At 32.7% G+C, this 25,668-nt stretch carries 39 protein-coding genes; 23 read left to right on the top strand and 16 right to left on the bottom strand.

Annotated features, from left to right (window positions below; all coding sequences use genetic code 11):
- Positions 1-155 precede the first annotated feature (155 nt).
- From NSS97_RS15060 to NSS97_RS14995, 14 genes are all read left to right on the top strand, one after another.
- Positions 156-824, top strand: coding sequence for a hypothetical protein (locus tag NSS97_RS15060; RefSeq protein WP_341113134.1), 669 nt, complete (start codon positions 156-158; stop codon positions 822-824).
- 148 nt (positions 825-972) lie between these two features.
- Entirely contained in the window at positions 973-1,656 is a 684-nt protein-coding gene (locus NSS97_RS15055) for a DNA alkylation repair protein (protein WP_044438269.1), read from the top strand.
- Between the two features lie 16 nt (positions 1,657-1,672).
- On the top strand, positions 1,673-2,374 hold the full coding sequence (locus tag NSS97_RS15050) for a nucleotidyltransferase domain-containing protein (RefSeq protein WP_044438270.1): 702 nt from the start codon (positions 1,673-1,675) through the stop codon (positions 2,372-2,374).
- 15 nt (positions 2,375-2,389) lie between these two features.
- Complete coding sequence (locus NSS97_RS15045; RefSeq protein WP_341113132.1) at positions 2,390-2,935, top strand: GNAT family N-acetyltransferase; 546 nt, start codon at positions 2,390-2,392, stop codon at positions 2,933-2,935.
- A gap of 34 nt (positions 2,936-2,969) precedes the next feature.
- Complete coding sequence (locus tag NSS97_RS15040) at positions 2,970-3,470, top strand: GNAT family N-acetyltransferase (RefSeq protein ID WP_044438272.1); 501 nt, start codon at positions 2,970-2,972, stop codon at positions 3,468-3,470.
- A gap of 15 nt (positions 3,471-3,485) precedes the next feature.
- Complete coding sequence (locus NSS97_RS15035; protein WP_113769279.1) at positions 3,486-3,995, top strand: DinB family protein; 510 nt, start codon at positions 3,486-3,488, stop codon at positions 3,993-3,995.
- 72 nt (positions 3,996-4,067) lie between these two features.
- Positions 4,068-5,006, top strand: a complete 939-nt coding sequence (locus tag NSS97_RS15030) for a multidrug resistance efflux transporter family protein (RefSeq protein ID WP_107886735.1) — start codon at positions 4,068-4,070, stop codon at positions 5,004-5,006.
- 61 nt (positions 5,007-5,067) lie between these two features.
- Entirely contained in the window at positions 5,068-5,469 is a 402-nt protein-coding gene (locus NSS97_RS15025) for a GNAT family N-acetyltransferase (protein WP_107886736.1), read from the top strand.
- 244 nt (positions 5,470-5,713) lie between these two features.
- Complete coding sequence (locus NSS97_RS15020; RefSeq protein ID WP_125930143.1) at positions 5,714-6,514, top strand: aminoglycoside N(3)-acetyltransferase; 801 nt, start codon at positions 5,714-5,716, stop codon at positions 6,512-6,514.
- Positions 6,515-6,526: 12 nt separating this feature from the next.
- Positions 6,527-7,216: a phosphopantothenoylcysteine decarboxylase domain-containing protein gene (locus NSS97_RS15015; protein WP_107886737.1), complete on the top strand. Its 690-nt coding sequence runs from the start codon at positions 6,527-6,529 to the stop codon at positions 7,214-7,216.
- A 183-nt stretch (positions 7,217-7,399) separates the two neighbouring features.
- Positions 7,400-7,873, top strand: coding sequence for a tetratricopeptide repeat protein (locus tag NSS97_RS15010; RefSeq protein WP_002084932.1), 474 nt, complete (start codon positions 7,400-7,402; stop codon positions 7,871-7,873).
- Positions 7,874-7,885: 12 nt separating this feature from the next.
- Positions 7,886-8,941: a hypothetical protein gene (locus tag NSS97_RS15005; RefSeq protein WP_107886738.1), complete on the top strand. Its 1,056-nt coding sequence runs from the start codon at positions 7,886-7,888 to the stop codon at positions 8,939-8,941.
- A 218-nt stretch (positions 8,942-9,159) separates the two neighbouring features.
- Positions 9,160-9,687, top strand: coding sequence for a DUF402 domain-containing protein (locus NSS97_RS15000; RefSeq protein ID WP_002013419.1), 528 nt, complete (start codon positions 9,160-9,162; stop codon positions 9,685-9,687).
- Positions 9,688-9,827: 140 nt separating this feature from the next.
- Positions 9,828-9,920, top strand: coding sequence for a putative holin-like toxin (locus tag NSS97_RS14995; protein ID WP_001289318.1), 93 nt, complete (start codon positions 9,828-9,830; stop codon positions 9,918-9,920).
- Positions 9,921-10,148: 228 nt separating this feature from the next.
- Here NSS97_RS14995 and NSS97_RS14990 read toward each other — a convergent pair whose 3' ends face one another.
- Complete coding sequence (locus tag NSS97_RS14990) at positions 10,149-10,970, bottom strand: HNH endonuclease (RefSeq protein WP_000189680.1); 822 nt, start codon at positions 10,968-10,970, stop codon at positions 10,149-10,151.
- A gap of 149 nt (positions 10,971-11,119) precedes the next feature.
- On the opposite strand from NSS97_RS14990, the gene NSS97_RS14985 reads away from it, so the two are divergent.
- Positions 11,120-12,205, top strand: coding sequence for an AI-2E family transporter (locus NSS97_RS14985; RefSeq protein WP_044438278.1), 1,086 nt, complete (start codon positions 11,120-11,122; stop codon positions 12,203-12,205).
- A 227-nt stretch (positions 12,206-12,432) separates the two neighbouring features.
- Here NSS97_RS14985 and NSS97_RS14980 read toward each other — a convergent pair whose 3' ends face one another.
- Genes NSS97_RS14980 through NSS97_RS14950 form a run of 7 tightly spaced genes read right to left on the bottom strand, consistent with a single transcriptional unit; the run spans position 12,433 to position 13,591 of the window.
- Entirely contained in the window at positions 12,433-12,573 is a 141-nt protein-coding gene (locus tag NSS97_RS14980; RefSeq protein ID WP_002013395.1) for a YrzI family small protein, read from the bottom strand.
- A gap of 27 nt (positions 12,574-12,600) precedes the next feature.
- Positions 12,601-12,741: a YrzI family small protein gene (locus NSS97_RS14975; protein ID WP_000672237.1), complete on the bottom strand. Its 141-nt coding sequence runs from the start codon at positions 12,739-12,741 to the stop codon at positions 12,601-12,603.
- Positions 12,742-12,767: 26 nt separating this feature from the next.
- Positions 12,768-12,911: a YrzI family small protein gene (locus tag NSS97_RS14970; RefSeq protein WP_002120145.1), complete on the bottom strand. Its 144-nt coding sequence runs from the start codon at positions 12,909-12,911 to the stop codon at positions 12,768-12,770.
- 26 nt (positions 12,912-12,937) lie between these two features.
- Complete coding sequence (locus NSS97_RS14965; RefSeq protein WP_044444166.1) at positions 12,938-13,081, bottom strand: YrzI family small protein; 144 nt, start codon at positions 13,079-13,081, stop codon at positions 12,938-12,940.
- Between the two features lie 26 nt (positions 13,082-13,107).
- Positions 13,108-13,251 carry a YrzI family small protein gene (locus tag NSS97_RS14960; RefSeq protein WP_341113124.1) on the bottom strand — a complete coding sequence of 48 codons (144 nt, stop codon included), beginning with the start codon at positions 13,249-13,251 and terminating at the stop codon, positions 13,108-13,110.
- Positions 13,252-13,279: 28 nt separating this feature from the next.
- Complete coding sequence (locus NSS97_RS14955) at positions 13,280-13,423, bottom strand: YrzI family small protein (RefSeq protein WP_000142704.1); 144 nt, start codon at positions 13,421-13,423, stop codon at positions 13,280-13,282.
- A 27-nt stretch (positions 13,424-13,450) separates the two neighbouring features.
- Positions 13,451-13,591: a YrzI family small protein gene (locus NSS97_RS14950; RefSeq protein WP_000156202.1), complete on the bottom strand. Its 141-nt coding sequence runs from the start codon at positions 13,589-13,591 to the stop codon at positions 13,451-13,453.
- Between the two features lie 441 nt (positions 13,592-14,032).
- Between NSS97_RS14950 and NSS97_RS14945 the strand changes: the two genes are divergently transcribed.
- The 6 genes from NSS97_RS14945 (at position 14,033) to NSS97_RS14920 (ending at position 17,854) form a co-directional block, all read left to right on the top strand.
- Entirely contained in the window at positions 14,033-14,626 is a 594-nt protein-coding gene (locus NSS97_RS14945) for a DUF4825 domain-containing protein (RefSeq protein WP_341113123.1), read from the top strand.
- Positions 14,627-14,795: 169 nt separating this feature from the next.
- Positions 14,796-15,176, top strand: a complete 381-nt coding sequence (locus NSS97_RS14940) for a GntR family transcriptional regulator (RefSeq protein ID WP_000805181.1) — start codon at positions 14,796-14,798, stop codon at positions 15,174-15,176.
- Entirely contained in the window at positions 15,173-16,045 is an 873-nt protein-coding gene (locus NSS97_RS14935; RefSeq protein ID WP_107886742.1) for an ATP-binding cassette domain-containing protein, read from the top strand. Before NSS97_RS14940 ends, NSS97_RS14935 begins: the two co-directional genes overlap by 4 nt.
- Complete coding sequence (locus NSS97_RS14930) at positions 16,042-16,713, top strand: DUF4052 family protein (protein ID WP_341113122.1); 672 nt, start codon at positions 16,042-16,044, stop codon at positions 16,711-16,713. Before NSS97_RS14935 ends, NSS97_RS14930 begins: the two co-directional genes overlap by 4 nt.
- Before the next feature lie 32 nt (positions 16,714-16,745).
- Positions 16,746-17,225 (top strand): CcdC family protein, encoded by a 480-nt coding sequence (locus tag NSS97_RS14925; RefSeq protein WP_044444170.1) that lies wholly within the window; start codon positions 16,746-16,748, stop codon positions 17,223-17,225.
- A gap of 119 nt (positions 17,226-17,344) precedes the next feature.
- A complete protein-coding gene (locus tag NSS97_RS14920; protein WP_341113121.1) occupies positions 17,345-17,854 on the top strand; it encodes a 2'-5' RNA ligase family protein in 510 nt (169 codons plus the stop codon).
- Positions 17,855-17,869: 15 nt separating this feature from the next.
- On the opposite strand, the gene coaW is transcribed toward NSS97_RS14920, so the two are convergent.
- From coaW to NSS97_RS14880, 8 genes are all read right to left on the bottom strand, one after another.
- Complete coding sequence (gene coaW / locus NSS97_RS14915) at positions 17,870-18,691, bottom strand: type II pantothenate kinase (protein ID WP_107886744.1); 822 nt, start codon at positions 18,689-18,691, stop codon at positions 17,870-17,872.
- A gap of 27 nt (positions 18,692-18,718) precedes the next feature.
- Positions 18,719-19,117, bottom strand: a complete 399-nt coding sequence (locus tag NSS97_RS14910) for a 3-hydroxyacyl-ACP dehydratase FabZ family protein (protein WP_341113119.1) — start codon at positions 19,115-19,117, stop codon at positions 18,719-18,721.
- A gap of 55 nt (positions 19,118-19,172) precedes the next feature.
- Positions 19,173-20,372: an LL-diaminopimelate aminotransferase gene (locus NSS97_RS14905; protein WP_044444173.1), complete on the bottom strand. Its 1,200-nt coding sequence runs from the start codon at positions 20,370-20,372 to the stop codon at positions 19,173-19,175.
- Positions 20,373-20,551: 179 nt separating this feature from the next.
- Positions 20,552-20,914, bottom strand: a complete 363-nt coding sequence (locus tag NSS97_RS14900; RefSeq protein WP_341113116.1) for a hypothetical protein — start codon at positions 20,912-20,914, stop codon at positions 20,552-20,554.
- A gap of 185 nt (positions 20,915-21,099) precedes the next feature.
- Positions 21,100-21,402, bottom strand: a complete 303-nt coding sequence (locus NSS97_RS14895) for a hypothetical protein (RefSeq protein ID WP_044438123.1) — start codon at positions 21,400-21,402, stop codon at positions 21,100-21,102.
- 164 nt (positions 21,403-21,566) lie between these two features.
- Positions 21,567-22,769 (bottom strand): MFS transporter, encoded by a 1,203-nt coding sequence (locus tag NSS97_RS14890; protein ID WP_341113114.1) that lies wholly within the window; start codon positions 22,767-22,769, stop codon positions 21,567-21,569.
- A 306-nt stretch (positions 22,770-23,075) separates the two neighbouring features.
- On the bottom strand, positions 23,076-23,510 hold the full coding sequence (gene exsC, locus NSS97_RS14885) for an exosporium protein ExsC (protein ID WP_341113111.1): 435 nt from the start codon (positions 23,508-23,510) through the stop codon (positions 23,076-23,078).
- A 169-nt stretch (positions 23,511-23,679) separates the two neighbouring features.
- Entirely contained in the window at positions 23,680-23,832 is a 153-nt protein-coding gene (locus NSS97_RS14880) for a YqbF domain-containing protein (protein ID WP_078176551.1), read from the bottom strand.
- 484 nt (positions 23,833-24,316) lie between these two features.
- Here NSS97_RS14880 and NSS97_RS14875 point away from each other — a divergent pair, with 484 nt between their 5' ends.
- Positions 24,317-24,643 carry a hypothetical protein gene (locus NSS97_RS14875; protein WP_341113108.1) on the top strand — a complete coding sequence of 109 codons (327 nt, stop codon included), beginning with the start codon at positions 24,317-24,319 and terminating at the stop codon, positions 24,641-24,643.
- Between the two features lie 213 nt (positions 24,644-24,856).
- On the top strand, positions 24,857-25,642 hold the full coding sequence (locus tag NSS97_RS14870; RefSeq protein WP_044438130.1) for a class I SAM-dependent methyltransferase: 786 nt from the start codon (positions 24,857-24,859) through the stop codon (positions 25,640-25,642).
- Positions 25,643-25,668 lie beyond the last annotated feature (26 nt).

Genomic DNA, 25,668 nt, shown 5'->3' with positions numbered 1-25,668 from the left:
AAAAAAACTTTTTTACAAGCGCAAAAAAGTTTGTTAAAAAGTATGTAAGATTTCACTGTTTTGCAGGTTTGAAAAAATGAAACAAGAATTAAATGAATGGAACTGCATGTAAAATGGTTCATTCACGTTTTTTGTTTTAGAAAGGGAGGATAAGTATGAAAAAATTAGCTTGTTTACATGCTCATCATTCAAATATTGAATACATTGACCGAGCGTTGCAATCTTTTGGAATCGAAATACTCCATTTTGTAGATCCCATCTTATCACGCATATTAAAAAAAGATTGCGATTTTAAAAAAGAACAAGCACGAAATAATTTAAAAGATATTATAAAGTATATAGCTGAAAGTGATGTAGATACACTTTTAATAACTTGTACAGATTATATCACGTTATTAGATGAGAATTTCAAAATAGACATACCTATATTGAAAATTGATGAGCCATTCTTTGAAATGATTTGTCAGGTTGAAGAGCCACAGACAATACTATTTACAAATAACCGTACTGTTTCAGGAACGATGGAACGTTTAAGACTATACGCTCAGCAGAATAATAAATCCATACAAGTAAAAGTAGAAGTGATAGAAGGGATATTTGAGTTAATTATGCAAGGGCGTAAAGAAGAGCATGATGCTAAATTAGAAAAGTATTTATATGAAATTATGAAAGATAGAAACGAAATGCTTTCAGTTGCACAATTATCTATGGTAGACGCTACTACAAGGATAGAAAATATAATAGGAAAGAACATAATAAATCCGTTGAATGCGCTTGTGGAGTATTGTATACAGAGTGTGAATGAACAACCGTGTGAAAAATAAGGAAGAGGATGTTTGTTGTTTTAAAGAAAATCAATAAAAATTTCACATACCGTATTTAAAAAATAAATATAGGAAAACCAAAAAATAATGTAGAATATATTGTACAAACATATGTGAAGGCAACAAAATATATAAAAGAGGTGGACATATGTTACTTGAAGAAGTAATGCAGCAACTAGAAGAATATGGAACAGAACAAAACCGTAAAATCTTTAAAAATCATGGGGCAAAAGAGCCGTTATTTGGAGTTAGTTTTGCAAATTTAAAATTGTTGAAAAAGAAGATAAAAAAGGATCATGATTTAGCAATCTCATTATGGGAAACGAAAAATATGGATGCAATGACTTTAGCAACGATGATTTTAGATCCGAAGAAACTAACATCAGAACAACTAAATAGATGGATTCAGGATGTTGATTATTATTGTTTAATGGACGTTCTTATGACGGCTATATGTACGTCGCCAATCGCGATAGAAAGAATGGAAGAATGGACGAAGTCTGATGATGAATGGATTGGAAGAGCTGGTTGGTCATTATTAGCGAATATCGCAATGAAAAATAAAGCGTTAGACGATGACTTTTTCTTACCGTATTTAGAAGAGATTAAAGTTCAGATACATAATGGGAAAAATCGAAAAAGAGAAGCGATGAATAGGGCTTTAATTGCGATAGGGGTTCGAAATGAATCTTTAGAGCAACAAGCAATTGAAATTTCACGTGAAATTGGAAAAGTGGAAGTTGATCACGGTGAAACGTCATGCAAAACACCAAATGCAGAATCATATATTAAAAAGACACGAGAAAGAGCTGAAAAGAAGAAAGTAAAATAAGAGAAGGAGAAAGGCTATGAGACCACTTGAAGCGGCACAAAGCATAATTACATCACAATTTTCGAATTGTGATGTTGCTTTACTAGGGGGAAGTGTGGCTAGAGGAGAGGCTACGAAAACATCTGACCTTGATATAGTAATATTCGACCAAAGTTTGTCATCTTGTTATAGAGAATCCTTCTATAGTAATGGCTGGCCTGTTGAAGTATTCGTACATAATTTTGAAACGTATAAAACCTTTTTTAAAAGTGATTGTGAGCGCGGGAGACCTTCATTACCTCAATTAGTTTCGGAAGGAATTGTGCTAAAAGGAAAAGATGAAATTGTAGAGACACTTAAAAGAGAAGCGAATGATTTATTAAATAAAGGACCAAAAAAATGGTCAGAAGAAACGATGAAGCAGAAACGCTATTTTATTACGGATACCTTGGATGATTTCATTGGTGCAACAAAGAGAGAAGAAGAATTGTTCATCGCCAATTTATTAGCTGATTTAGTACATGAATATGTTTTAAGGGTAAATGGTCAATGGCTTGGAAATTCAAAATGGTTTATTAGAGTGTTAAGAAGGTATGACGAGCAATATGCAGAACATTTTGTAGCGGCTTTTGATCATTTTTATAAAACAGAGGAGAAAAATGAATTAATTACTTTTGTAGAAAACACGCTAGATCAATACGGAGGAAGAATGTTCGAAGGATTTTCTATAGGGAAATGAAAAGGGGATAGCAAAGTGAATGTACCATTCGTTCAATTAAGAGAACTGACAATAGATGATGTAGAAGATCGATATCAATGGTCATTAGATACAGAAGTAACAAAGCATTTAGTTGTACCAGATCAATATCCACCGTTCACTCGTGAAGATACGGGAAGGTGGATTGAAGCATGCATAAGTCGAGGGAATGGTTATGAACAACGAGCTATCGTTACAAAGGAAGGTAAACACATTGGATGGATAGACCTAAAAAACTTTGATCAAACAAATAAAAATGCTGAACTAGGGATTGCCATTGGAAATAAAGAATATTGGGGTAAAGGATATGGAATGGCAGCACTATACAGTATGTTACAAATTGGCTTTTCTGTATTCGAATTAGAAAAAATATGGCTACGAGTAGACGAAGATAATTTACAAGCTAGAAAGAGTTATGAAAAAGCAGGATTTGTTTGTGAAGGAATAATGAGAAATGATCGGTTACGTAAAGGGAAGTTCATTCATCGTTATCGCTATAGTATGTTAAGAGAAGAACACCAAGCTTTAAATAGTAGTTTATAAAAATATTATGTTAACTTAAAGGGGCAGGATGAATATGATTCGATTACTTACGAAAGAAGATGCGGAAAAATATTGGGACTTACGTTTACAAGCTTTACAAGTAAATCCAGAGGCATTTGTAACAACTTATGAAGAGGCGATTCGCCAGGAAAATCCTATTAAGCGAGTGGAAAGTAATTTAACAGCTACTACTAGTTGTACATTTGGTGCATTTAATGAAGAAAATCATTTAGTTGGAGTTGTCACTTTACTAACAGAAGAGAGAGAGGCGTATAAACATAAAGGTCATATCGTTGCGATGTATGTAGATGCACAAAACAGGCGGAACGGATTGGCACGTGAGTTAATAACAAATGCCATTCAAAGAGCGCGAGATATAAAACTAGAGCAATTGACATTAGGTGTTGTATCTATAAACGAACCAGCAAAAAAATTGTATGAATCAATGGGATTTAAAACGTATGGAATTGAAAAAAGAGCTATAAAGGTGAATGGTGTGTATAGTGATGATGAAAATATGGTGTTGTTTCTTTAAAGGAAGGATATTATCATGAAAGATCTCCATTTAGAAAAAGATATGAACCCCAACGTGGCAATTTTGTGTGCAACGGTTACTGATACATTTAAACGATTGCAAAGGTTAGTCGAAGGTATTGAAAAGAACGAACTATCCTATAAAGGGTCTGAAAATAACATTGGACAGCTACTACAGCATTTAGCAGTAGTCGATTTACACTGGGTGTACCGTTTAAAAGGAGAGGGAGTTCCGCCTGCACTTGAAAATAAATATGGACCAATGTTGAATGAAATGGGAGAATTGCCTAGTTTAAGAAAGTACAAATTACAAGAATTAATGCAAGATTATGAAGCTGTGCAACATATGTTTTATGAGGAATGTATGAAACTAACAGAAAATGATTTAACACGAGAAGTTTTTTATGAAAAGGGAGAAAATGCGACTATAAGGTGGGGAATATGGCATATAGCCGATCATAATCGGTACCATCAAGCTCATATTAGTCGATTACGAAAGTTATATAGAAGTAGACCGCATGTATGATTAAATTTTTGAATATTAATTATATTCATTTTGTTATATAGTAGAAAAAGAAACTATATAAGGGGTTTTATAATGAAAGCTATTGCAGTAGGGATATTGGCATCGTTTTTCTTTGCCTTTACCTTTGTGTTAAACCGGTCGATGGACTTAGGGGGCGGGAGTTGGATTTGGAGTGCATCACTACGGTATTACTTTATGGTTCCAATGCTACTACTTATTGTTCTGTATAGAGGGAATTTAAAACAACTCTTGCAATATATGAAAAACAATCCGAAAGAGTGGTTGTTATGGAGTATTGTAGGGTTTGGTCTCTTTTATGCACCACTTAGTTTCGCGGGTGCGTTTGGACCGGGGTGGCTCGTTGCTTCAACTTGGCAAATTACGATAGTCGCAGGAATTTTGTTAACACCATTTTTTGCGGTAGACCCATTACATAAAAAACTTCCAATGAAAGAATTAGTAATGTCAGGCATTATTTTATTCGGTGTTGTTCTTATGCAAGTAGAACACGCTTCTTCTTTAGGGATTCGTGAAACCATTTTATGTGTGGTTCCTGTACTCATTGCTGCGTTTGCATATCCACTTGGAAATAGAAAAATGATGCAAGTATGTAAGGGCGAATTAGATGTCTTCCAACGAGTTCTCGGTATGACATTAGCAAGTTTACCATTTTGGTTTTTACTATCTGGTTATGAAGTATCAACAGGCGGACTACCGTCAAGTAGTCAAGTTTTCCAATGTTTTATTGTAGCAGTTAGTTCAGGGTTAATCGCAACGGTATTATTCTTCTTTGCGACAGATCTTGTAAAAGATGATCCGCAAAAATTAGCAACAGTCGAGGCGACACAGTCTGGTGAAGTTTTATTTGCGTTAGTAGGAGAGCTGCTCTGGTTATCGGCTCCAATTCCGTCTTCTTTATCGTGGGTTGGAATGAGTCTTGTAATTGTCGGAATGATACTTCATAGTTATGTAGCTGTAGTTGTGAAAAAAGAAGAAAAAATAACGGCGTAATGAGATTAGCTCTTTTTCAATAAAGAGCTAATCTTTTTTCATGAGAAAGGATGGAGATAGGATGTTACAACGTGTTGAGTATTTAGAAATAGATCCCATTAAAAAAGTATTAAAGCATGCGACCGGTCCGAGTGAAGCAAGCTTATTTAAAGCAGTTTCAATGTATAAAAATGATCAGGCAGTGCTATATAAATATGGGAATAAGGGTTGCATAGGTATAGCGCTAATTCATACAAATAGAGCGAGAATGTGTCACATAGCTGTTGATGAAAAATATCGCAATCAAGGAATTGCACTTCAAATGATTAAAGAAATAATTAGGGAATATGGGTTAACATATATTGAGGCTGAGACAGATACAGAGGCAGTCGGATTTTACAAGAAATGTAACTTTAAGATTGAAAGTTTGGGTGAAAAATACCCGGGGATAGAAAGGTTTAATTGTTATTTAGAGAATGAATAAAATAAATAGCTCATCATTTGTGATGGGCTATTTCATATTAGTATAAATTAAGATTGCTAGATTGAAAGTTTTTGATTGTGTTTACCTTTCTATATTTATTTTAAATTAATATACAATAATTTAACTGTTTCCGATATGATAAAAACGACATATAGTAATTGGAATGATTAAGTTAAAAATTAAGAAAAATATGATAATATATGTATGTATTAGTTTAAAGCAAAATGGGGGAACAATCGTGAAAATGAATGACATAGTGGCGAATACACAATTTCCAAATACAATCGAAACAATTACAAATGATTTAAAAGCATTAGGGATAGAAAAGGGAATGACAGTTATTGTACATTCTTCATTAAGTTCAATCGGTTGGATATCAGGCGGTGCAGTTGCCGTAGTAGAAGCGTTAATGAAAGTTGTTACAGAAGAAGGAACGATAATTATGCCGACGCAATCTTCGGATTTATCCGATCCAAAACATTGGTCAAGACCACCTGTACCAGAAGAATGGTGGCAAATTATTCGGGATAACGTCCCAGCATTTGATCCACGTATAACACCAACAAGGGCAATGGGAGAAGTAGTTGAATGTTTTCGTACATATCCGAATGTATTGCGCAGTAATCATCCACTCAGTAGTTTTGCAGCATGGGGGCAACACGCAGAAGAAATTACAGCGAATCATTCACTTTCCATAAGTTTTGGTGAAGAATCGCCATTACGAAAAATATACGATTTAGATGGATACATATTATTACTTGGTGTTGGTTATGACTCTAATACGTCTATACATTTATCTGAGGTACGTACAGGTGCACGCGAGTTAATAAAGGTAGGAGCACCTATTATAGAAGAAGGTGTAAGAGTATGGAAAGAATTCGTTGAAATGGATTACGATTCTGATACGTTTGTAGAAATCGGAGTTGAATATGAGCTTAAAGGAACAGTTACGCGTGGGAAGATAGGGAATGCGACGTGCCGTTTTATGAGGCAGCGTGATGCAGTTGACTTTGGAACAGAGTGGTTTCGTGCGAAAAATCAGTAAGGGATGGTTATTATGCAAGGGAAAAAAGTATTAATTACGAGCGGCGGCTGCCTAGAAAAATGGGATCAAGTACGTGGGCATACAAATTTAGCAAAAGGTACGATTGGAAGAATTATTGCAGAAGAGCTAATGAAAAAAGGAGCAAATGTTATATATTTGCATGGCTATTTTGCTGAGAAGCCAATGGATGTAAATAACCAATTAGAATTGCACCCATTTGAGGGGATTATTGATTTACAAGATAAGATGAAAAGTATTATTACACATGAAAAAGTAGATGCAGTTATTATGGCTGCTGCTGGCTCAGATTGGGTTGTCGAAAAGATTTGTGATCAAGATGGAAATGTTCTTAATATGAACGGAAAGATTTCAAGTGATATCGCTCCAATTATTCATTTTCAAAAAGCGCCAAAAGTATTAAAACAAATAAAGAGTTGGGATCCAGAAACGATACTCGTTGGCTTTAAATTGGAAAGTGACGTAAATGAAGCAGAACTTATTGAAAGAGCAAGTAAAAGAATGGAAGATGCAAAAGCAAGTGTAATGGTAGCAAACTCACCGCATTCTTTATATTCTCGCGGTGCTGTGCATCACGTTATTGGACAAGACGGTAATGTGAAGTTATGTAATGGGAAAGATGAAACTGCAAAAGAAATTGTCAATATGTTAGAGCATTTATGTAATCGTATCACTGCGATGTAAATTTAAGCTTTTAGAAAGAGATGCAGTCGCATAGTATGTAATGGAGTTAATATTAAATTAGTGGGGGAACTTAGCCCTCACTGATTATTAAATTGAATCAATGGAATAAATAGGCCATTAGCTGCTCTTAAATGTGTAATACATGATATATGCATAATGAACATTTTGTGAGGAGTGGATTGTATGGAACATTTATTAAAGCAAGCTATTAAACTTAGAAATGAAAAGAAATATGCGCAGTCTAGAGAGATACTTATAGGATTAACAAACTTTACGAGGGATGCAGAAGTACTGTATCAATGCGCCTGGATACATGATGTAATGGGTCTTGAAACGGAGGCGGTTCCGTATTATGAACAGGCAATTGCGAACGGACTTGATGGTGAATCCCTTTGCGGTGCGTATATCGGTCTTGGCAGTACGTATCGTTGTATAGGGGAATATGATAAAGCGATTACTGTATTAGAAGCAGGAATAAAGAAGTTCCCGGAAAATGACGTGATGAAAGTGTTTTTATCATTAGCAAAATATAACGTAAACGAACATGAAGAAGCGATGAAATTACTGTTAGAGACAGTTGTGAAAGTAGATGAGATAAAAGAATTTGAACGTGCTATTTCATTTTATAAAGACCATTTAAATGAGGTTTTTGAATAGAGGAGAGAAGTAATGAATCCATCAATTTCACGAAGGAAAAAAGGCATTTGGATTGGACTCGTATCTTTAATTATGTTATCAAACTATCTATTGTATGCCCTTCCAATAGTGCCAGCTGCCCCGAAAGAAGTAGTCCTCGGTTCATTATTAGATTTTATGTTTGTAATTCCAGTCATCACATATTTCTTTATTATACGGAAAAGATATTCGTTAACGTATATGTTTCCTGTAGTTATAGCTGGATATGTATTCGCAAGATTTATAATTCCTAGTGATTATTTACAAGCTTTTTCATTTGTTTCGTATGTAATAGTTGCTGGAGAAATTGTGTTCGTATGTTTTGAACTGTTTCTTATATATAAAATTATAAGAGTACTTCCTAAAATAATAAAACGATATAAAGAATATAGAAGTGAGTATTCTTCATTTTCTTATGCGATTGATGCAGCATTTGATGCTAATATGAAGAGAAGTAAGACAGTAAATATCATTCTAACAGAGTGTAAATTACTCTATTATGCTTTTTTATCGTGGCGTGAAAAAGTATTAGAAAGTGAATCCACATACTCATATCATAAAAAGACCGGTGCAATAGGTGTTTATATCATGATTATTCATGCAACATTAATTGAAAGTATCGGTTTTCATTATTTACTTCATCAATGGAATCCAGTAATAGCTTGGGTTTTACTCATCTTAAACATATATGCGATGTTTTATTTTTTAGCTGAAATACAAGCGATGCGTAAAAATCCAATTATCGTTGCGGAAGAAAAAATGATTATTCAAATTGGATTAGGAAAGAAAATCGTTATATCATTTACACAAATTGATAACATTGCGTTTTATAAAGGCGAACCTTTAAAGAAAGAAGAAGAGAAAGAGGTTCTTGACGCAACTGTTATGGAATTTATAAAGGAACCTGCAACTTTTGAAATAACGTTAAAAGAGCCAATTAAAGCGCAGTTGTTATATGGATTTTCTAAAACAGTAAGTCGTATTCACTTAAATGTAGACGATGAATGGAAATTTTATGATGTAGTTAAGGGAAAGTTAAAACATGAGTAAAGCTCCTAAATATCATCGTGCGTTTGGTGTATATGGAGTTTGTATTGAAAAAAATAAAAGACCATATATGAATTGTGGTTAATAAAATAGTAGTAGTTCATTAACTCCTTCCATTATAGAAGGAGTTTTTATGATGCGGAATACGGTATACTTTCTTAATCAGGAGCGTAAAGGATATAATTAAAAACGGACTATATGATAAAAGGGGTAACTAAAAAATGAATTGTTTACGTACATCAAGGATTGAAATTATAGAAAGAAAAATACGTTATGATTCTACAACTGTAGATCACGTTTGTTTATTAGTAGAAGCACAACCGAAGAGAATCGTACTATTTCATGAGGTACAGTACCCTTTTACTATGACAGCAAACGAAATAAAATTAACTATTCCTAAAGGTAGTTATACAACCGCATATTATTGGGAAGATCGTCCGTATAACCTATACATATGGAGAGATGATGCTGGGCATTATTTAGGGTCATATTTTAATATCATAAAAAACACACATGTAGGAAATGAGTTAGTAACATTTGAAGATTTAATCATTGATATTATGGTTCTTCCTAATGGTGAGTATTTCATATTAGATGAAGTCGAATTACCTGAGTCATTAGATCAATTTGAAAATGGTTATGTGAAAGAAGCTCTTAACGTATTAACGGATACAATTCATGTCTTTTTACCTCAAATGATTTTAGAAACGGAGACTATATTTAAACAGAAAGAGATTTTTTCTACATGAAAAATAAAAAAACTCGCAGCTTACTAGCTTGCGGGTTTTCATCGTAAACTATTAGAAAATATGATAAAATTAAGAGGTAACTTATGGTACGGTTGGTTGTTCAATTATCACTTCTCCGAGTAGGAGGGGGGTGATAATAAGTGAGTGAAATTGCGTTGTTATTGCAAGGTGGACTGTTTCTCATTGCATTGTTAACGTTTATTGTCGTCTTAATTGACAAGCTCAAAAAATAACAACCCACCTATGCCTATAGAATGTGGGTTGTTGTGTTTGTACGAAACAAATAGGATAAATGAACAATCCAATCTGCTAAGTTACGTGGACTAGTGTGTAGCCGCACACTAGTCTTTTTTATTTATATACAGGTTTTAATTGTTTTATGTGATTGTATTGTTCTTTTCACACTCATTATAACACAGTGTCTTTTCATGAAGAAAGGAGACCGTATGTTCCTATATGGATTAAATAGAACGTGTAGTTTCTTTAAATAGCCCATCCATATACTGTTTTAAACTTTCCACAAAAAATCCTTTTTTGTCTACATTATTTACGCCGACAATTGGTGATGGAAGATTGTATCTTTTTTCTGATAAATGAACAACAACATCAAAAATATCAAATAGGCGAATGAAGCAGAATAGCCCGTCTTTATCACTAAGTAAAATAAAGTAATGGTTTTCGCTCGTTGTATTTAATGTATTCCATAAAGAGCTTTTGCTTAAGTCACGAACGATACTCTTTTCCTTTAATTCCATGAAATCGGCATTTAATAGAATGGTAGAAATATCAATCGCATCTGGATCGTCAAAGTAGCCATCAATTGTTTGTACAGCAAAAGTATAAGCCATTTTTAATACACTCATTTTATATTTACGGTTATCTAAAAGCAATTCACGTTGAATAGAACTAGCTACTTTTGTTACGCGCTCTTCTTTCCAAATTTCATTATGTAATGAAATATCGTGCTTTTTACATAGTTTCATAATTAATGCATTGGAATAAAGTATCTCATCACTTACTTCGACTACATCTGTCTCAGCGGCTGCTAGCTCCTCACCATGTTCATTCGTATAGAGAGGGGAATCGATTTGTTTTTTCATTTGCTCAATCTTATATTGACTTAATTTATGTCTAATTAAAGGACGATCAATATTTGTTGTCATATGTTCATGACATGAATCACAAATTGAATTTATGAAATAATATCCACATAATATCTCTGGAATGACATATTGTTCACTAAGTTCTTTCGTATCTTTTCTGCAAATGATGCATTGTGTCATATTTATCACCTTTACCTGCAAATTTGTCTGTAATCTCATTGTAGTGTATTTAATGGGATTTTGGAATATTGTAAAGGAAAATATTATGTGAAATCTAAGTTTAATTTGGTACAATGAAGAGAAGTGCTAGTTTAAAGGAGGACGTTTTTTTGAAATCGAAAGTGCACTTTTGGACATTAGAAGTGCTGATGGTTGTAGGAATTATATTTATTTGCACAAAAATATCGTTTCTATTTCAACCGATTGGTATCTTCATATCAACATTATTTTTCCCAATTTTAATCGCGTTATTTTTATACTTCATATTTAACCCATTGTTAGTCTTTTTGGAGAATAAAAAAGTACCTAGAGGTTTAGCGATTTTACTACTGTATCTTTTTATCATCACATTAACTGGAGTTGCTATTGGAGTAGTTGTTCCAACCATCTCACAACAGCTAATGGATTTAGTGAAAAATATGCCGACTTATATAAAAGAGGGAAAAGTATACATACAAGATCTATCTCATCATAGGTTATTTGAATGGTTATCTACACAAAACTACGTTTCCATTGAAACAATTGAGAAAAATGCGATTGAATACTTAAAGGGTATACCAAACACAATTACGTCGAGTGCAACGGCTTTATTTGGTATTATCACGAACGTGGCGTTAGTTATCTTTACAGTACCGTTCATTTTATTTTATATGTTTAAAGATGGACATGCATTTCCAGGAAAAGCTGTTAGTGTATTACCAGAGTCTTACCGTGAAGAAGGACTTCGTATCATAAAGGAAACGAACGAAACATTATCTGCATATATTCAAGGTCAAGCGCTCGTTTGTATGTTTATTGGTGCCTTTACATTTACTGGTTATTTAATCATCGGTTTACCGTATGCTTTCGTTTTAGGAATTATCGCAGCATTTACAAATATAATTCCGAACTTAGGTCCATTTATCGGAGCAGCACCAGCTGTCATTATAGGTCTGTTCGTATCTCCGATGCAAGCTCTGTACGTAATTATTATAGTAACAATCGTACAACAGTTTGAAAGTAACATCATTTCACCGCGTATTATGAGTTCAAAATTAAATATCCATCCGTTGACAATTATCATCCTTATTTTAGGAGTAGGTAATTTCGCGGGAATTATCGGAATGATTTTAGCAGTACCAGCTTATGCGGTAACAAAAACAGTTGTTTCGAACTTAGTGAGATTGTTTAAGACGAAACGAAGTAAACGGAAATAGAATATGTTGAGAAAGATACACCGCTTAATAAAAAGGGGTGTATCTTTTATTTTTTAGTGTATGAAATACATATTATTATTAGTATATATTTTTACACATCAAATCAGGCGGTGAATTTTTGTTAAATGAACTACGTGGAATCCCTCTGAACTATCCAAATCATTTCTTTACACCGCGTTATTAACATCATAATCGACTCCTTTCATTTCTAATATAAGTTCAAACAATTATAGGTGAGTGTAGTACTTGCTTCTACGATCACGAATTTCATCTATAATCTTTTTATACTGTTCCTCTTGTTTTACTTCATTTGCAGATATAGTTTCTTTTTGAATCGTAATGGTTAAAAAGAAAAGGTGAAACCTCATACATGAATTCCTCCTTTCGAATAGGAATTACAGGTGACTACAATAATGACTTTGTCGTTCTTTTACGTTGTACATAGCCTGCTCAATTTGTCGGTCATGAAGCATATCAGACTCAGACAGTTTATTTTTTTGAATGGTAATCGTTAAAAATAATACTCTGAATTTCATTGGATTTTTCCCCCTTTATAATGTATTTAGTAAAGACGATTGTAATAAGAGGACTGGCGCTCTTTCACATCATCCATAATATTTTTAATTTGTTGTTCACGAGAAATTTCATCTCTTGAAAGTTTACGCTTTTGAATGGTAATCGTTAAAAAGAAAGCTTTAAATTTCATTAGGATATTCCCCCTTTATAATGTATTTAGTAAAGACGATTGTAATAAGAGGACTGGCGCTCTTTCACATCATCCATAATGTTTTTAATTTGTTGTTCATGAGAAATTTCATCTTTTGAAAGTTTGCGTTTTTGAATGGTAATCGTTAAAAAGAAAGCCTTAAATTTCATTAGGATATTGCCCCTTTACAATGTATTTAGTAAAGACGATTGTAATAAGAGGACTGGCGCTCTTTCACATCATCCATAATGTTTTTAATTTGTTGTTCACGACAAATTTCATCTCTTGAAAGTTTACGTTTTTGAATGGTAATCGTTAAAAAGAAAGCCTTAAATTTCATTAGGATATTGCCCCTTTAAAAAATATTTTTAATACATTTGTGTATAATACGAACTTTTAATGTCCGTTATTTTATCCATAGTTTGTTTTAATTGTTGTTTACGAAAGATTTCAGCTTCAGATAACGTTTTTTTCTGAAGTGCTGTCGTAAAAAAGAAAATATGAAAAGTCATAGACGAATTCCTCCTTTCGAAAAGGAATTACAGGTGATCGCAATAAAGCACTTGGCGCTCCTTAACATCATTCATAGCTTTTGTAATTTGCTCATTATGAAGAATTTCAGCTTTGGAAAGTGTATTTCTTTGAATCGTAATACTTAAAAACAATACGCTAATAGTCATCGAATGTTGCTCCTTTCTTTAAAAAATAATGTATGAGACTAAAAAATCGCACAAAAAAGCCACAGGAAGATATCGTTTTCCTATGGCTGGGCGTGAAAAAGCCACAGGAAAGTATACGACCTCCTGTGGCGAATTTATGAATTAAAAGAAATAAAGTACGATTTTTAATTCTCCATTAGGGTGGTCGAATTCATATTTAATTGTCCGAAAAACTCAGATGCAGTTAACGATAAAGTTAAAGCATGTAATTGTAATTTCATCATTTCCTTCGACCTCCTTTTAGAATATTTTTCTTACGTTAGTAATTATATACAATTAATGGATAATTGTAAACATAAAAATTGAAAATTTTTAATTTTGATTAAAATGCGTATATTTAAAAGGGCTTTTTAAAGGATACATTGTATAGATTGGATAATAAACAGAACTTGGTGGTGTCTAATGAACTATATGAATAGAATAGCAGGTATTATGCTAACGATTTTATTAGTTGTTACTGCTTGTTCTAATGGGGAGCAAATAAAAGAAATATCACATATTGAACCTGGGGCTTTTAAAAAATATACGGGGACATACGTTGGAAATAATTCCGACGTTATTGCGATTGTTACAAACTTACCTGGTGGTGAAACAGTTCAAAGTTTAAATTTAGAAAATGAAAATATTAAAGTGGAATATGGTGCAAAAGAGAATGGAAATCTTACAGAAGAAATGATTGAGACGTATTGGTTTGATGGGAAGGATACGATGAAGAAGAATTTACTCTTTAATGCTATTTATCTTGCAGTTTTAGTACCGAATGCGAAAGGGTATGAGTTTCAGATTAAAAATCAAAGTTTTACATTAAAAAGAGAAGAACTTTTACCCATACTGTATAAAGAATTTAATGATTTGCCAAAGGATGATCTTATATGGAATAAGGGAATCGTAATGAATTTCTTTTACGGTAATCAAGAAAAAATAGAAAAGCTAGTTAATAATAAAGATTTTCGAAAGCAATTTTTTAATGAACATCCTGTGCGGGAATCTAAGTGATATGGAGGAAGATGTGGTTATTTAACGATTGAAAATACGGACATTTTTTAAAGGGAGTCATTCAGTATCGAATGATTCTTTTTTTGATGAAAATTATGGAAAAAAATATAACGTTGTGCTATGGTTGGTTACATAAGTAATGAACCTATGAACCTAAGGTGGTGAAATCGTGAAACCTACTCTAGAACAAAATAAGTTAATATACATACAAATTGCAGAAACAATTGAATCTGATATTTTAAAAGACATATTACTTGAAGAAGAACAAGTTCCGTCGACAAATCAATTTGCGAAGATGTTACAAATTAATCCGGCTACAGCTGCAAAAGGAGTAAATCTACTAGTAGATGAGGGGATTTTATATAAAAAGAGAGGGATCGGGATGTTTGTTACAAAGGGAGCAAAAGAAGTCGTACTAAAAAAAAGACAGCATGTTTTTATGACTGAGTATTTACCTAAAGTGTGGGAAGAAGCAAAAGTACTAGAAATATCAAAAGACGAATTGATGGACATGATACACAAAATTACGAAGGAGGGGAAAGAGGGATGATTGCACTTGAAACGAAAAACTTGTCTAAAAAATATAAAAAGAAATTAGCTGTTAACGAAGTAACTATTTCATTGGAAGAGCATAAAATATATGGTTTGCTTGGAAGAAACGGAGCGGGGAAAACAACTTTATTAAACATACTCGCAGGTCAGATTATTTCAAGTAGTGGAAGCGTATCTGTATTTGGTGAAAATGTTTTTGAAAATAGTAAAGCGATGCAAAATATTTGTTTCGTAAAGGTGAAAGAAAACATTAATTTAAGTAGTAAGGTAAAAGATGTTTTTTATTTGTGTAACATGTTTTATGAAAATTGGGATCAAGAATATGCTGAGGAACTTATTAAAAAATTTCAATTGAATGCAAAAGAAAAATATTATGATTTATCCCATGGTATGCAAACAATTGTTGGTATTATTAAAGGTTTAGCTAGTAGAGCACCAATTACTATTTTTGATGAGCCGACTACCGGTTTAGATGCAGCACATCGAGAGTTGTTTTACGAATTACTATTGGAAGATTATAGTGAATATCCACGAACAATCATCTTATCAACACATTTAGTTGAGGAAGTGTCCCATGTTATAGAAAATGTAATCATATTAAAAGAAGGATCATTAGCTGTTCAATCCTCTGTGGAAGATTTTTTAGAAAAAGGACACATAATATCAGGACATAAAGATAAAGTGACAAATTTTTTAATGGGGAAAAATGTTGTAAAGCAAGAGTTGTATGGGAATAAAGAGATTTCTGTGATATGGGAAGATCTTTCTGCTAGAGATTATGAGCTGTTAGAAACTGAAGGGTTAGAAATAGACAGAGTAACACTGCAAAAACTATTTATTTATCTAACAGATAATGAGGTGAAATGAAAATGCTTTTAAAACAATTAAAGTTACATATGAAATTTCATTATAAGGCTGTTCTTATCTTTTGGTGTGTGGCATTACTTATAAAATGGACAACAACTGCAACTGATATAAAGGGACTAAAGGTAGCATTTTTACATGATATCTTCAATAATTCATCTATTGCAATTGCAATATTTATTGTGGCAAGTGTTTTTCTTGTTCAAGATGACATATTTCGTACAGTTGTCTCATTTGGCGTTACTAGATTACAATTCTTTATTGGTTCAGTATGTTTTATCATATTACAATCAGTAATTTTTTCATTTCTTCAGGTTTTGCTTTTACAAGGTACATTTTATGAAACGAAACATATAAATTTAGGAGCAGATACAATCGAACAATTCTTTGCACAGTTCGTGTTCTATCTTTTATTAGCTAGCCTATTTCAATTAACAACTATTTTTCAGAAAAGATTTAATTGGATAGGCTTTGCTTTTAGTGTGATTTTTTTCTTGGGGTTGACGAGTACAATTTATGGTAAGGTAGGTTTGAAAGAATTGGTATTTATTGATAGTAAATCGTTAATTGATATACCTAATTTTATATCAATTTCGATAGTGCTTATTTTAATATACTTTATAATTGGCGCTCTATTTATTCGTAAAGTTTCTTTTGAGGATACGATTTAAGCACAATTACTTGAAGAGAGAAGGAAGACTGTATGGGAGATACTTCTTCACTAATAACCGTCTTTTTATGCGTAGCACTGCTGATTTTTTGGCGACGATATCGTTCTATGTATAAGCCGATAAAGGGAAAGGGAAAACGTATTTTGTGGCCATTACTATTTTTAACACCAGGTATTATATTGTTTTTTGGTCCAGTACACCCAGCTATATTACAAGTGACTATAGCGGTATTCATTGGGGCTCTTTTCGCCGCACCACTTATATTTCTTACAAATTATGAGCGAAGAGAAGACGGAAACATTTATACGAAAAAAAGTGCAGCCTTTTTAATTACCTTTATCGGAATTGTTATTTTAAGATATGGTTCAAGACAATATATTGTTGATTTAGATCAACAAACAATTGGTTTATTATTTTACGTCGTTGCAGTATCATATATTATTCCGTGGAGAATTGCTTGTTATATAAAATTCAGGAAAGTTTTGCGAGAAAATAATAACCATGCTATATGAAAACTTCTCAAATGAGAAGTTTTTTATTTTTATATGCAAGCAAAATAATTTGTTGAGGTTCACGCTACCATACAATATGATAAATATAAAAAAATTGAGGGGAAGTAGAGGATATAAAAGTGCGTACAATTTTACTGTTTTTACATAACATGCCCATTGATGAAATAGAGAGTGTGAGAGAAAAGCATGATCCTTTATTTGAATTAATTTCTCCTCATATAACAATTGTATTCCCGTTTGAAAGTTCCATTTCAAATGATGAGCTGGAATTACATATTTTGAAAGTGGCGAAAGGGGTTCATCCGATTGAAATTGAGTTTGCTAACCGGATAAGTAGCAAGGGAGAGTATCTATTTTTGGAAGTTGAAAGAGGGAAAGAAAAAATAGAAGAATTGCACGATAGATTGTATACAGGTCCTTTACTACAATTTTTTAGAACGGATATTCCATACATACCACATGTAACAGTTGGGAGAAAAGATAGCGCGAAGTTAGCGGCTGAAATAGCGAAGGATATTCCTAGTTTTCATGAGAAGTTAAATTGTGTAATTGATAGAATTAGTGTGGAACGAATTGGTGAGAATGGAGAATCAATTATTGAATTTGAAGTACCATTGCAAAAAAGCTGACAAAAGTCAGCTTTTTTATTTCGAACTATGAAGTAAAGCACCAATTGCACCACTATAACCACCGTCTTGTAAAAAGACTGGTATTTTGTTTTGATATTCTGTATAGCTACTAATAATATTTTGAAGATGTACGTTATTACATAGAGTAGAACCGATGTAAATGATATGGTCAATATTTTTTGCTTCGGCGAATTGAAGACTTAATGCTGTGACGACTTCACCGACAAGTCCTTGAACGGTAGCTAGTATATCTGAACTACTATAATTTGAGTCTGTAATGGTCGCTTTTCCGAAATTGCTAGCAGTTAAGTTATTATCAAGAGGGGAGAGAATCCCGCCATAAATATCTCCAACTGTAATATCTAGACTGTTTCTTGAACCAATTTTCGTAAGCGGAATCACGTCTTCAAAATGATCTATATTTGTTAATAGTTTTGAAAGACCCATAATAGTACCACCGCCAACTCCAGTTCCACCAGCGCGAACATATTGCTTGTCGTGAACATAGTGAATGGAAGTACCTGTACCGATATTTGTTAATACAAAGCTGTTTATAGCACGTTTTTCTTCTTTTAGTATGTAGCGTACTCCTACTAAAGTTGCTTCAAACTCGTTTAACTCTACTATTTTATATGAACCTGAAAGTAGTTCTTCTAACTGTTTAGCTTTACCACCTGTAATGCATAATTGTGTAATTGAATTATTATTATGAAGCCATTCTTTAATTCTTTCTTGTTCATATGAATAAAATTTTTCAAAAACTAATTTGTTCATTTCGTTAAAGTAAGCAATTTTTGTTAATGTTCCCCCAGCATCAATACCAACAACATTCCGCATTTCCCTACCCCTTACTATGTAATCTGTTTAATCAGCTTGATATATTAATAGCTTTTCAATGGTAACGATTGATTGACCGTTTACAGAGGCAATTCCTTTCCCAAGAACAAAACCTCGTCTGTTACGTGTTAATTCATAATGTAAGTCAAGTTTATCACCGGGATACGCATTTTCATGAAATTCCACCCCATCTAAAGAGGAGAGGAAACCAAGTCCTTCAGATTCACCTGTACTTACAAAAGCACTAAGTTGAGCGAGTGCTTCTACAATTAGCATATGAGGCATATAGTTTTGATTTTTATTAATAAACCACGCGTTATTTGTAATCAGTTTGTATCCTGTAGCTGATTGAGATTCTTTAACGTTTGTAATTTTATCAATCATTAAAAATGGATAGCGATGGGGAAGAGTATCTTTAATATTCATATCGTACCTCCAGGAATAATAATACCCCTGCTAAAGTTAAGCAGGGGGGTTATTATTAATTCTTAACTAACTCTTCTATTTTTTCAATAGAGAAAATACCGCTGTTTTTAATGTTTTCAACTACTTCTTGTAATACTACTTTATCTTGAACAAGTGCAATACGAACAAAACCTTCGCCATGAGGACCAAATGCATGGCCTGGTGTGACAACGACATTTGCACGATCCATAAGTGCATAAGCGAACTCTAGCGAAGTCCATCCTTTCGGAATTTCAGCCCAAACGAACATACTTCCAGCTGGTTTATCGACATTCCAACCGAATTTGCGGAATCCGTCCACTAAAGTATCTCTACGTTCTTGGTAAATTCCACGGTTTTTTTCGCAAAATGCAGCGCCGTGTCGTAATGCAGCGGATGCAGCTTTTTGAATTGGTAAAAACACACCGTAATCTGTATTAGACTTAAATTGCGTAAGCGCGCCGACAATTTCTTCGTTACCAATCATATAACCAATACGGCTACCAGCTAAACTATAACTTTTAGATAAAGAATTAATTTCAACGCCAACTTCTTTTGCACCAGGTACAGATAAGAAGCTAATTGGCTTTTGACCATCAAAATAAAATTCAGCGTAAGCAAAATCATGGACAACGATAATATTATGTTTTTTCGCGAATGCGATTACATCTTTAAAGAAATCTTCATGTGCCATTGCTGGAACTGGATTTCCTGGGAAGTTCAAAATCATCATCTTTGCTTTATTGGCGATTTCTTCAGGGATAACTTCTAAGTTAGGTAAGAAATCATTTTCTTTTTTTAATGGCATGTAGTAAGATGTTGCACCGGCCATTTGAATTCCTGTTTCATAAGCTGTATATCCTGGATCAGGAACTAGTATTATATCTCCCGGATTTGCAAAAACCATAGGTAAATGAACGAGTCCGTCTTGTGAACCCATTAATAATAAAACTTCTTTTTCAGCATTTAATATAACGTTATGAGTGTTGTTGTAATATTCAGTTACAGCTTCGTGAAATTCTTGAATACCAGATAATGTATATCCGTAACTTTCTTTTGCACTTGCTGTATGTACCATTTCTTCTCTCACAAAATCAGCAGGAGGCATATCAGGATTCCCGATACTTAAATCGATCATTTTATGACCTGCTGCAATTTTCTCTTTTTTATAGGCCCCTAATTCACTAAATATAGAAGATTGGAATGCTTTCATTCTAGTTGCTAAAGTGTAAGTCATCAAAACCCCTCCTAAAAACAGTGTTTTCTTTCTGTATTTTTAATTATTCTGAAAACACATGTTTACATTTTATCATTTTTTTATGAAAATTAAAACGATTGACAAATTTAGAGGGAGGATAATAAGGAGGAACACAAAATAACGCAGAAAATATTTTCTGCGTTTTATATGAAGTCTAATCATTTCTTTTTATATGTACATAATTTTTCCACTGCATAAAAGTATACATTTAATTTGCCATCGACAACTTTTAAAGTTTGATCCGATGTAAATGAGTTACCATAATCAATGTGATATACATTAGAATCCTTTACAAATGAACCTTTGTATAAATCTTCTTTTTTCTTTGATGTTTGCATCTCCACTAAATATTGAACAATTTTTTCTTTCTTTTCTTCTTTTACAACTGTTTCAAATTTATAAGATGTAGGGCAAAGACCATTTTTGTTGTCAACGACTTCCCAATAACCGTATATATCATTATTGCTACATCCACTAAGTAGAACGATTAATATAGGGAAAATAAATAGAAACTTTTTCATTGTGTACTCCTTTCTTATTCGTTTTTATAAACGTGCGAATACGATAGGAATATTGTAAAAAATAAAGTTTAAATTTTCATAAAGAATTTTTAAATTTCACATAAAAATTTGGGGAAAGGTAAAGGTGAGATTTTTAAAATAAAAAGGCATGAATCTAGTGTAATGCTAGATTCATGCCTAGTACTCTATCTTATGTTATGTTTTTTGAGGATAAATGAAGCGGAAAGAAGAATGACAATTCCATTTACAATATATAAATTTAAAATAACGAAGACTAGGTTAGCTACTCCCAAACCACCTTTATCGAATATAGATGTGAGTGCTGTAGTAGTCAAAAAGATAATGGGAGTTAACAATAAAAATAGGAAACCTGCAACAATCCTTCTTTTAAAGTTATTTTGAGATAAGGAAATGGCTAAAAAATTAAGGACGCCAAACATGACCAATGAAAAAAGAAGGATAATTAATAATTGGATGCTATAAGACATTTCCACAGCTCCTTTTTGAAAAACTATAATTTATTTTATTCGAAAGTAGTAGGGGATACTCCTTTAAATATTTAAACTACATAAAGAAAATAGATTTTAATCCTTGAAATTCAAAAAGAATGGACCCAGTAAAATACGGGATCCATTCTTAAGAAGTATTAGTTTTATATATTCGCAGATTGTGACGTTTGTTTTTTAAATTGTTTCTGCTTAGAAAGAGAAATGGAAATAATCACCAATGAAATGACTCCGAAAATTAGAACCATATACTGTAATCCAATCGTATCTAAGAAGAAGCCTGTGCCGAGTAAGACAATTTGGAACATAACTCTTTCAAACATATTACGGAATGAGAAGAGACGTCCGTGATAGCTTTTTTCGACTTTCGTTTGGAAAATTGTCGACATAATAGGGAAGAAGCAGCCTACACTAAATCCAAACAAACCAAATGAGGCAAGTGCCATCCATTTAATATCGCTAAAGAACAACGAAAGGTGTGCAAAAGCGGTACAAATTGCGAAGAAGTATAGTAACTTTTCAGGTTTGAAATGATCAGATAAACGTTTAATAACGAAGGCACCTAACATAAATGCTACACCTTCAATTGTATATATGAATCCTTTAATCGTTGGGTCATGTTGCATTTCGCTAATGTTAATAACCATTAAATTGAATCCAGCTATAAATAATAGAGGGATAATACTTAATATAAGTGCTGTAAAAGCAATAGGAATTCCTTTTAAAATACGAAATACTTTCATAAAACTATTATCTTTAGCTGATTGTTTACTTGATGTAGCGGATTTTTTATCTTCAAATTGTAGGAAGAAAGTTGAGAGGAATAATAAAGCGTATGCTGCCATTGAGAAGGCATACATATACTGTAAACTCATTACAACTAAAAGAATGCCACCTAGTGAAGTACCTGCAATACGAGCGATTGTACCGATATTCATATGTACACCGTTCATTTGTAATAGCTCATGTTCATTAACGATGAGTGGAATTACAGATTGTAATGCAGGGAAATAAAATGCCGCGGAAATTTGAAGTGCAATCATAAATGCAATCATGAAAGCGATACTTTCATATTGAATAGCGAAAAACATGAAAATAACACTAATAACACGACCAAATCCAGCGTAAAGAAGAACTTTCTTTTTTTCATATTGATCAATGACACGCCCAGCCATTGGACCAACTAGAACGCCAGCTAACAGTCCGATAAATAATATAACGGATTTCATAAAATCAGAAGGGACGTATTTTTGCATAAATTCAAGGTTACCAAGAATACCAAGCCATAATCCAAGACCAGCAATAAACTCCCCAATTAATACGATCCAAACATTTTTATTACGCCACATAATTTAAACCTCTCAGTCTTTTAAAATTAACAACTCGTATATAAAACCTCCTAATTTATTCATTATTTTTTAACACGCTTTTTTTAGAGTCAGAGTCTATATTACGTGTTTCATTAGTGGATTTCAATCTTTTTGATTTGTGGAAAAATGATGGATTAAGTGATGCAATAGGTAATTGAATAGACGAAAAAATTTACAAGTAAATCCAAATTTAAAGGGAAGGTATGTATAGGGAAAATAAAAAAAGCAAGAACGTATATACTACGTCTCACTTTTCTTAAATACAACATTAAACAATAAATTTACTTAGCAACAATTATGATCTTGTCCAATAGCTAAACCGCTAAAAGACAGAGGACCAATAATGTCTGCACTTGCACCACTAGTAAGGTTTTCTACAGTTAATGAATACTCGTGAGTCCCGCAGCTAACATTTTGATCTATAGCTTGAAATGTTTGCACGTAAAATTGCTCAGAATCTGTAGATTCAATCCCTACTTGAGCGTTGAAGATTTCTGTATTGTCACGGAAAATTCTAAATAATATTTGTGCTATGTCAGTTATACCTTTAACCCCAACTGTAGCAATTAATTCTACTCGATTATTACGTGAATCTTTTCTTGGAATTTTCAATTTAATATTTGCTAGAATTGCTTTGTTTGGGGAATGGGGAATTACAAAAGTTGTTTCACCCGTTTTATTTATTGGTTGAGTAGCTTGGTAATCAATGATATGAGTCATATTCGTCACCTCCTTATATACTAAAATATGAAAGTAACGATAAATTAGCTTGGACATATACTAGAAGATGTTAATAGAATTGAGAATAAAGTTGAATATGGGGCGATAATATAAAAGCATCAAGAAAGAGTCACAATACTGTGAGTTGTTTCTCGATGCTGTTTGTACATTAGGCAGAGTATTCCTCTTTACGTACTTCGAAGAATTCATTCCGGCGTAAGTAATTAAAAATTTTCTCTGAAACCTCTTTTTCTTCGGATATTAAGAAACGATGATCAAAAGCATAGAAAGATTGACCTTTAATTAGTTTTACGTAGTATATTTTACACGCCTCCTTTAAATTAGGATTCTTAAATACTTTATATTATGATGACCTATCTGGTTGTTAATAATACTTAAAGTTTCAAAGGGGAGAAGTATAAATTCAAAAAAACATTGAAATAGCTTACAAATCTGTAATGTTTTTGTCACCTTTGCCGATAGTTAAAATTAACCAGTATCTTCTATACTACAAATAGGTTCCATAAAACAAGGGGGTAGAAAGATGGAGGAAGTAATTGGAGAAGTTGTAGCAGGGATTTGTGAATTTGTAGTTGAAGTTACGGTGGATGTTTTAGGAGATTTAGTTTCCGGAAATGGTGAAGAGAAAGAAACATTATAAAATTTGTAAAAAGTTTAAAGATAAACAATGTGTAAAAGCTGATTTCTAAAGGGAAGTCAGCTTTTACATTTTTTACATTATATTAATAATATCTAAATATTAATCTGTTACGATATTAATGAAATCAATAAAGGAGCTGACCGATATGAATATGCCGAATTCTAGATGTGATGTACCTGATTCTAATACGATTGTAGCGAATATAAATGAAAAAGAATATCACTTTATAGTTCGTATACATCCACTTGCAGGAAAGATGATAGCGCTATTTGAAAATGGGAAAGAATATGGCTTGCTTGATAAGGAAATCGCTAGTAGGGATAAATTTATTAGGTCAGAGCTTACTAAGTTGAAGCATTTCAACATAGATATTCTTTATGATAGTCCTATTGGCATGGACCAATATGGATTGCATGCAAGAGAGGCTACTAATAGCGAAGTAGAAGTTATTGTGAAGTTACAGGGGGATTAGACGTGTAAAAAGATCCTCAAATATAAGAGATACTTTGTGGGGTTGTGGGATAATTCCCCATAACCTTTTTTGTTTTGTGCTTAAAAATAAAAGAGTTAAATTTTTTTGATAGAAGGTCTCTAATACAAGAGACGAGACTAAAAGAGGATTTGAAATTATATAAAGAGAACTTATAAATTAAATATAATACTTTATAGAAAGAAGATGATAAAAGTGAGTAAAGAAGAACTTGTGAAACAACAATTTGGTAGTAATGCAGAGAAGTATGTGAAAAGTAAAATTCATGCAAAAGGACTGGATTTACAATATGTAGTTAAGCAAGTTGAAACTCGTCATAATACTCGTCTTCTTGATATTGCTACTGGTGGCGGACATGTTGCTAATTTGTTAGCCCCAATGTTCAAAGAGGTAGTCGCTCTTGATTTAACAGAAAAAATGTTAGAAAAAGCAAAAGGTTTTATAGAAGGGAACGGACATGAAAATGTATCATTTGTAGCAGGACATGCAGAAAGGTTACCATTCGCTGATGAATCCTTTGATACAATTACATGCCGAATTGCAGCACATCACTTTGTTGATCCTTTGCAATTTATTTTTGAAGTAAATCGAACGTTAGAAGATAATGGGTTATTTATATTAATTGATAACGTTTCACCAGAAAATAATGAGTTTGATACATTTTATAACTTTATCGAAAAGAAGAGAGATCCAAGCCATGAACGAGCTTTGAAAAAAACAGAATGGATTACTTTATTAGAAAAACATGGTTTACAAATGCAGTCATGTCATACTTTTGAAAAGAAGTTCGATTTTGATTGGTGGTGCGATATGATGGATGTTCCTATGCAAAAACGTGTAAAGTTAACAGAGTGTATGATGAAAACATCAAATGAAATGCAAGAATTTTTCAAAATTCAATTTGAAAACAATAAAATAGAATCGTTTTATACTGAAATGGCACTGTTCGTCTGTAAAAAAAGTTCAACATTAAAAAGATAAATTTCTTGCAGTCTTTCTGATGTACG

It is taken from the genome of Bacillus sp. FSL R12-0074, assembly GCF_038005725.1.
GTDB lineage: Bacteria > Bacillota > Bacilli > Bacillales > Bacillaceae_G > Bacillus_A > Bacillus_A mycoides.
This window is presented reverse-complemented; position numbering and strand designations above follow the sequence as displayed.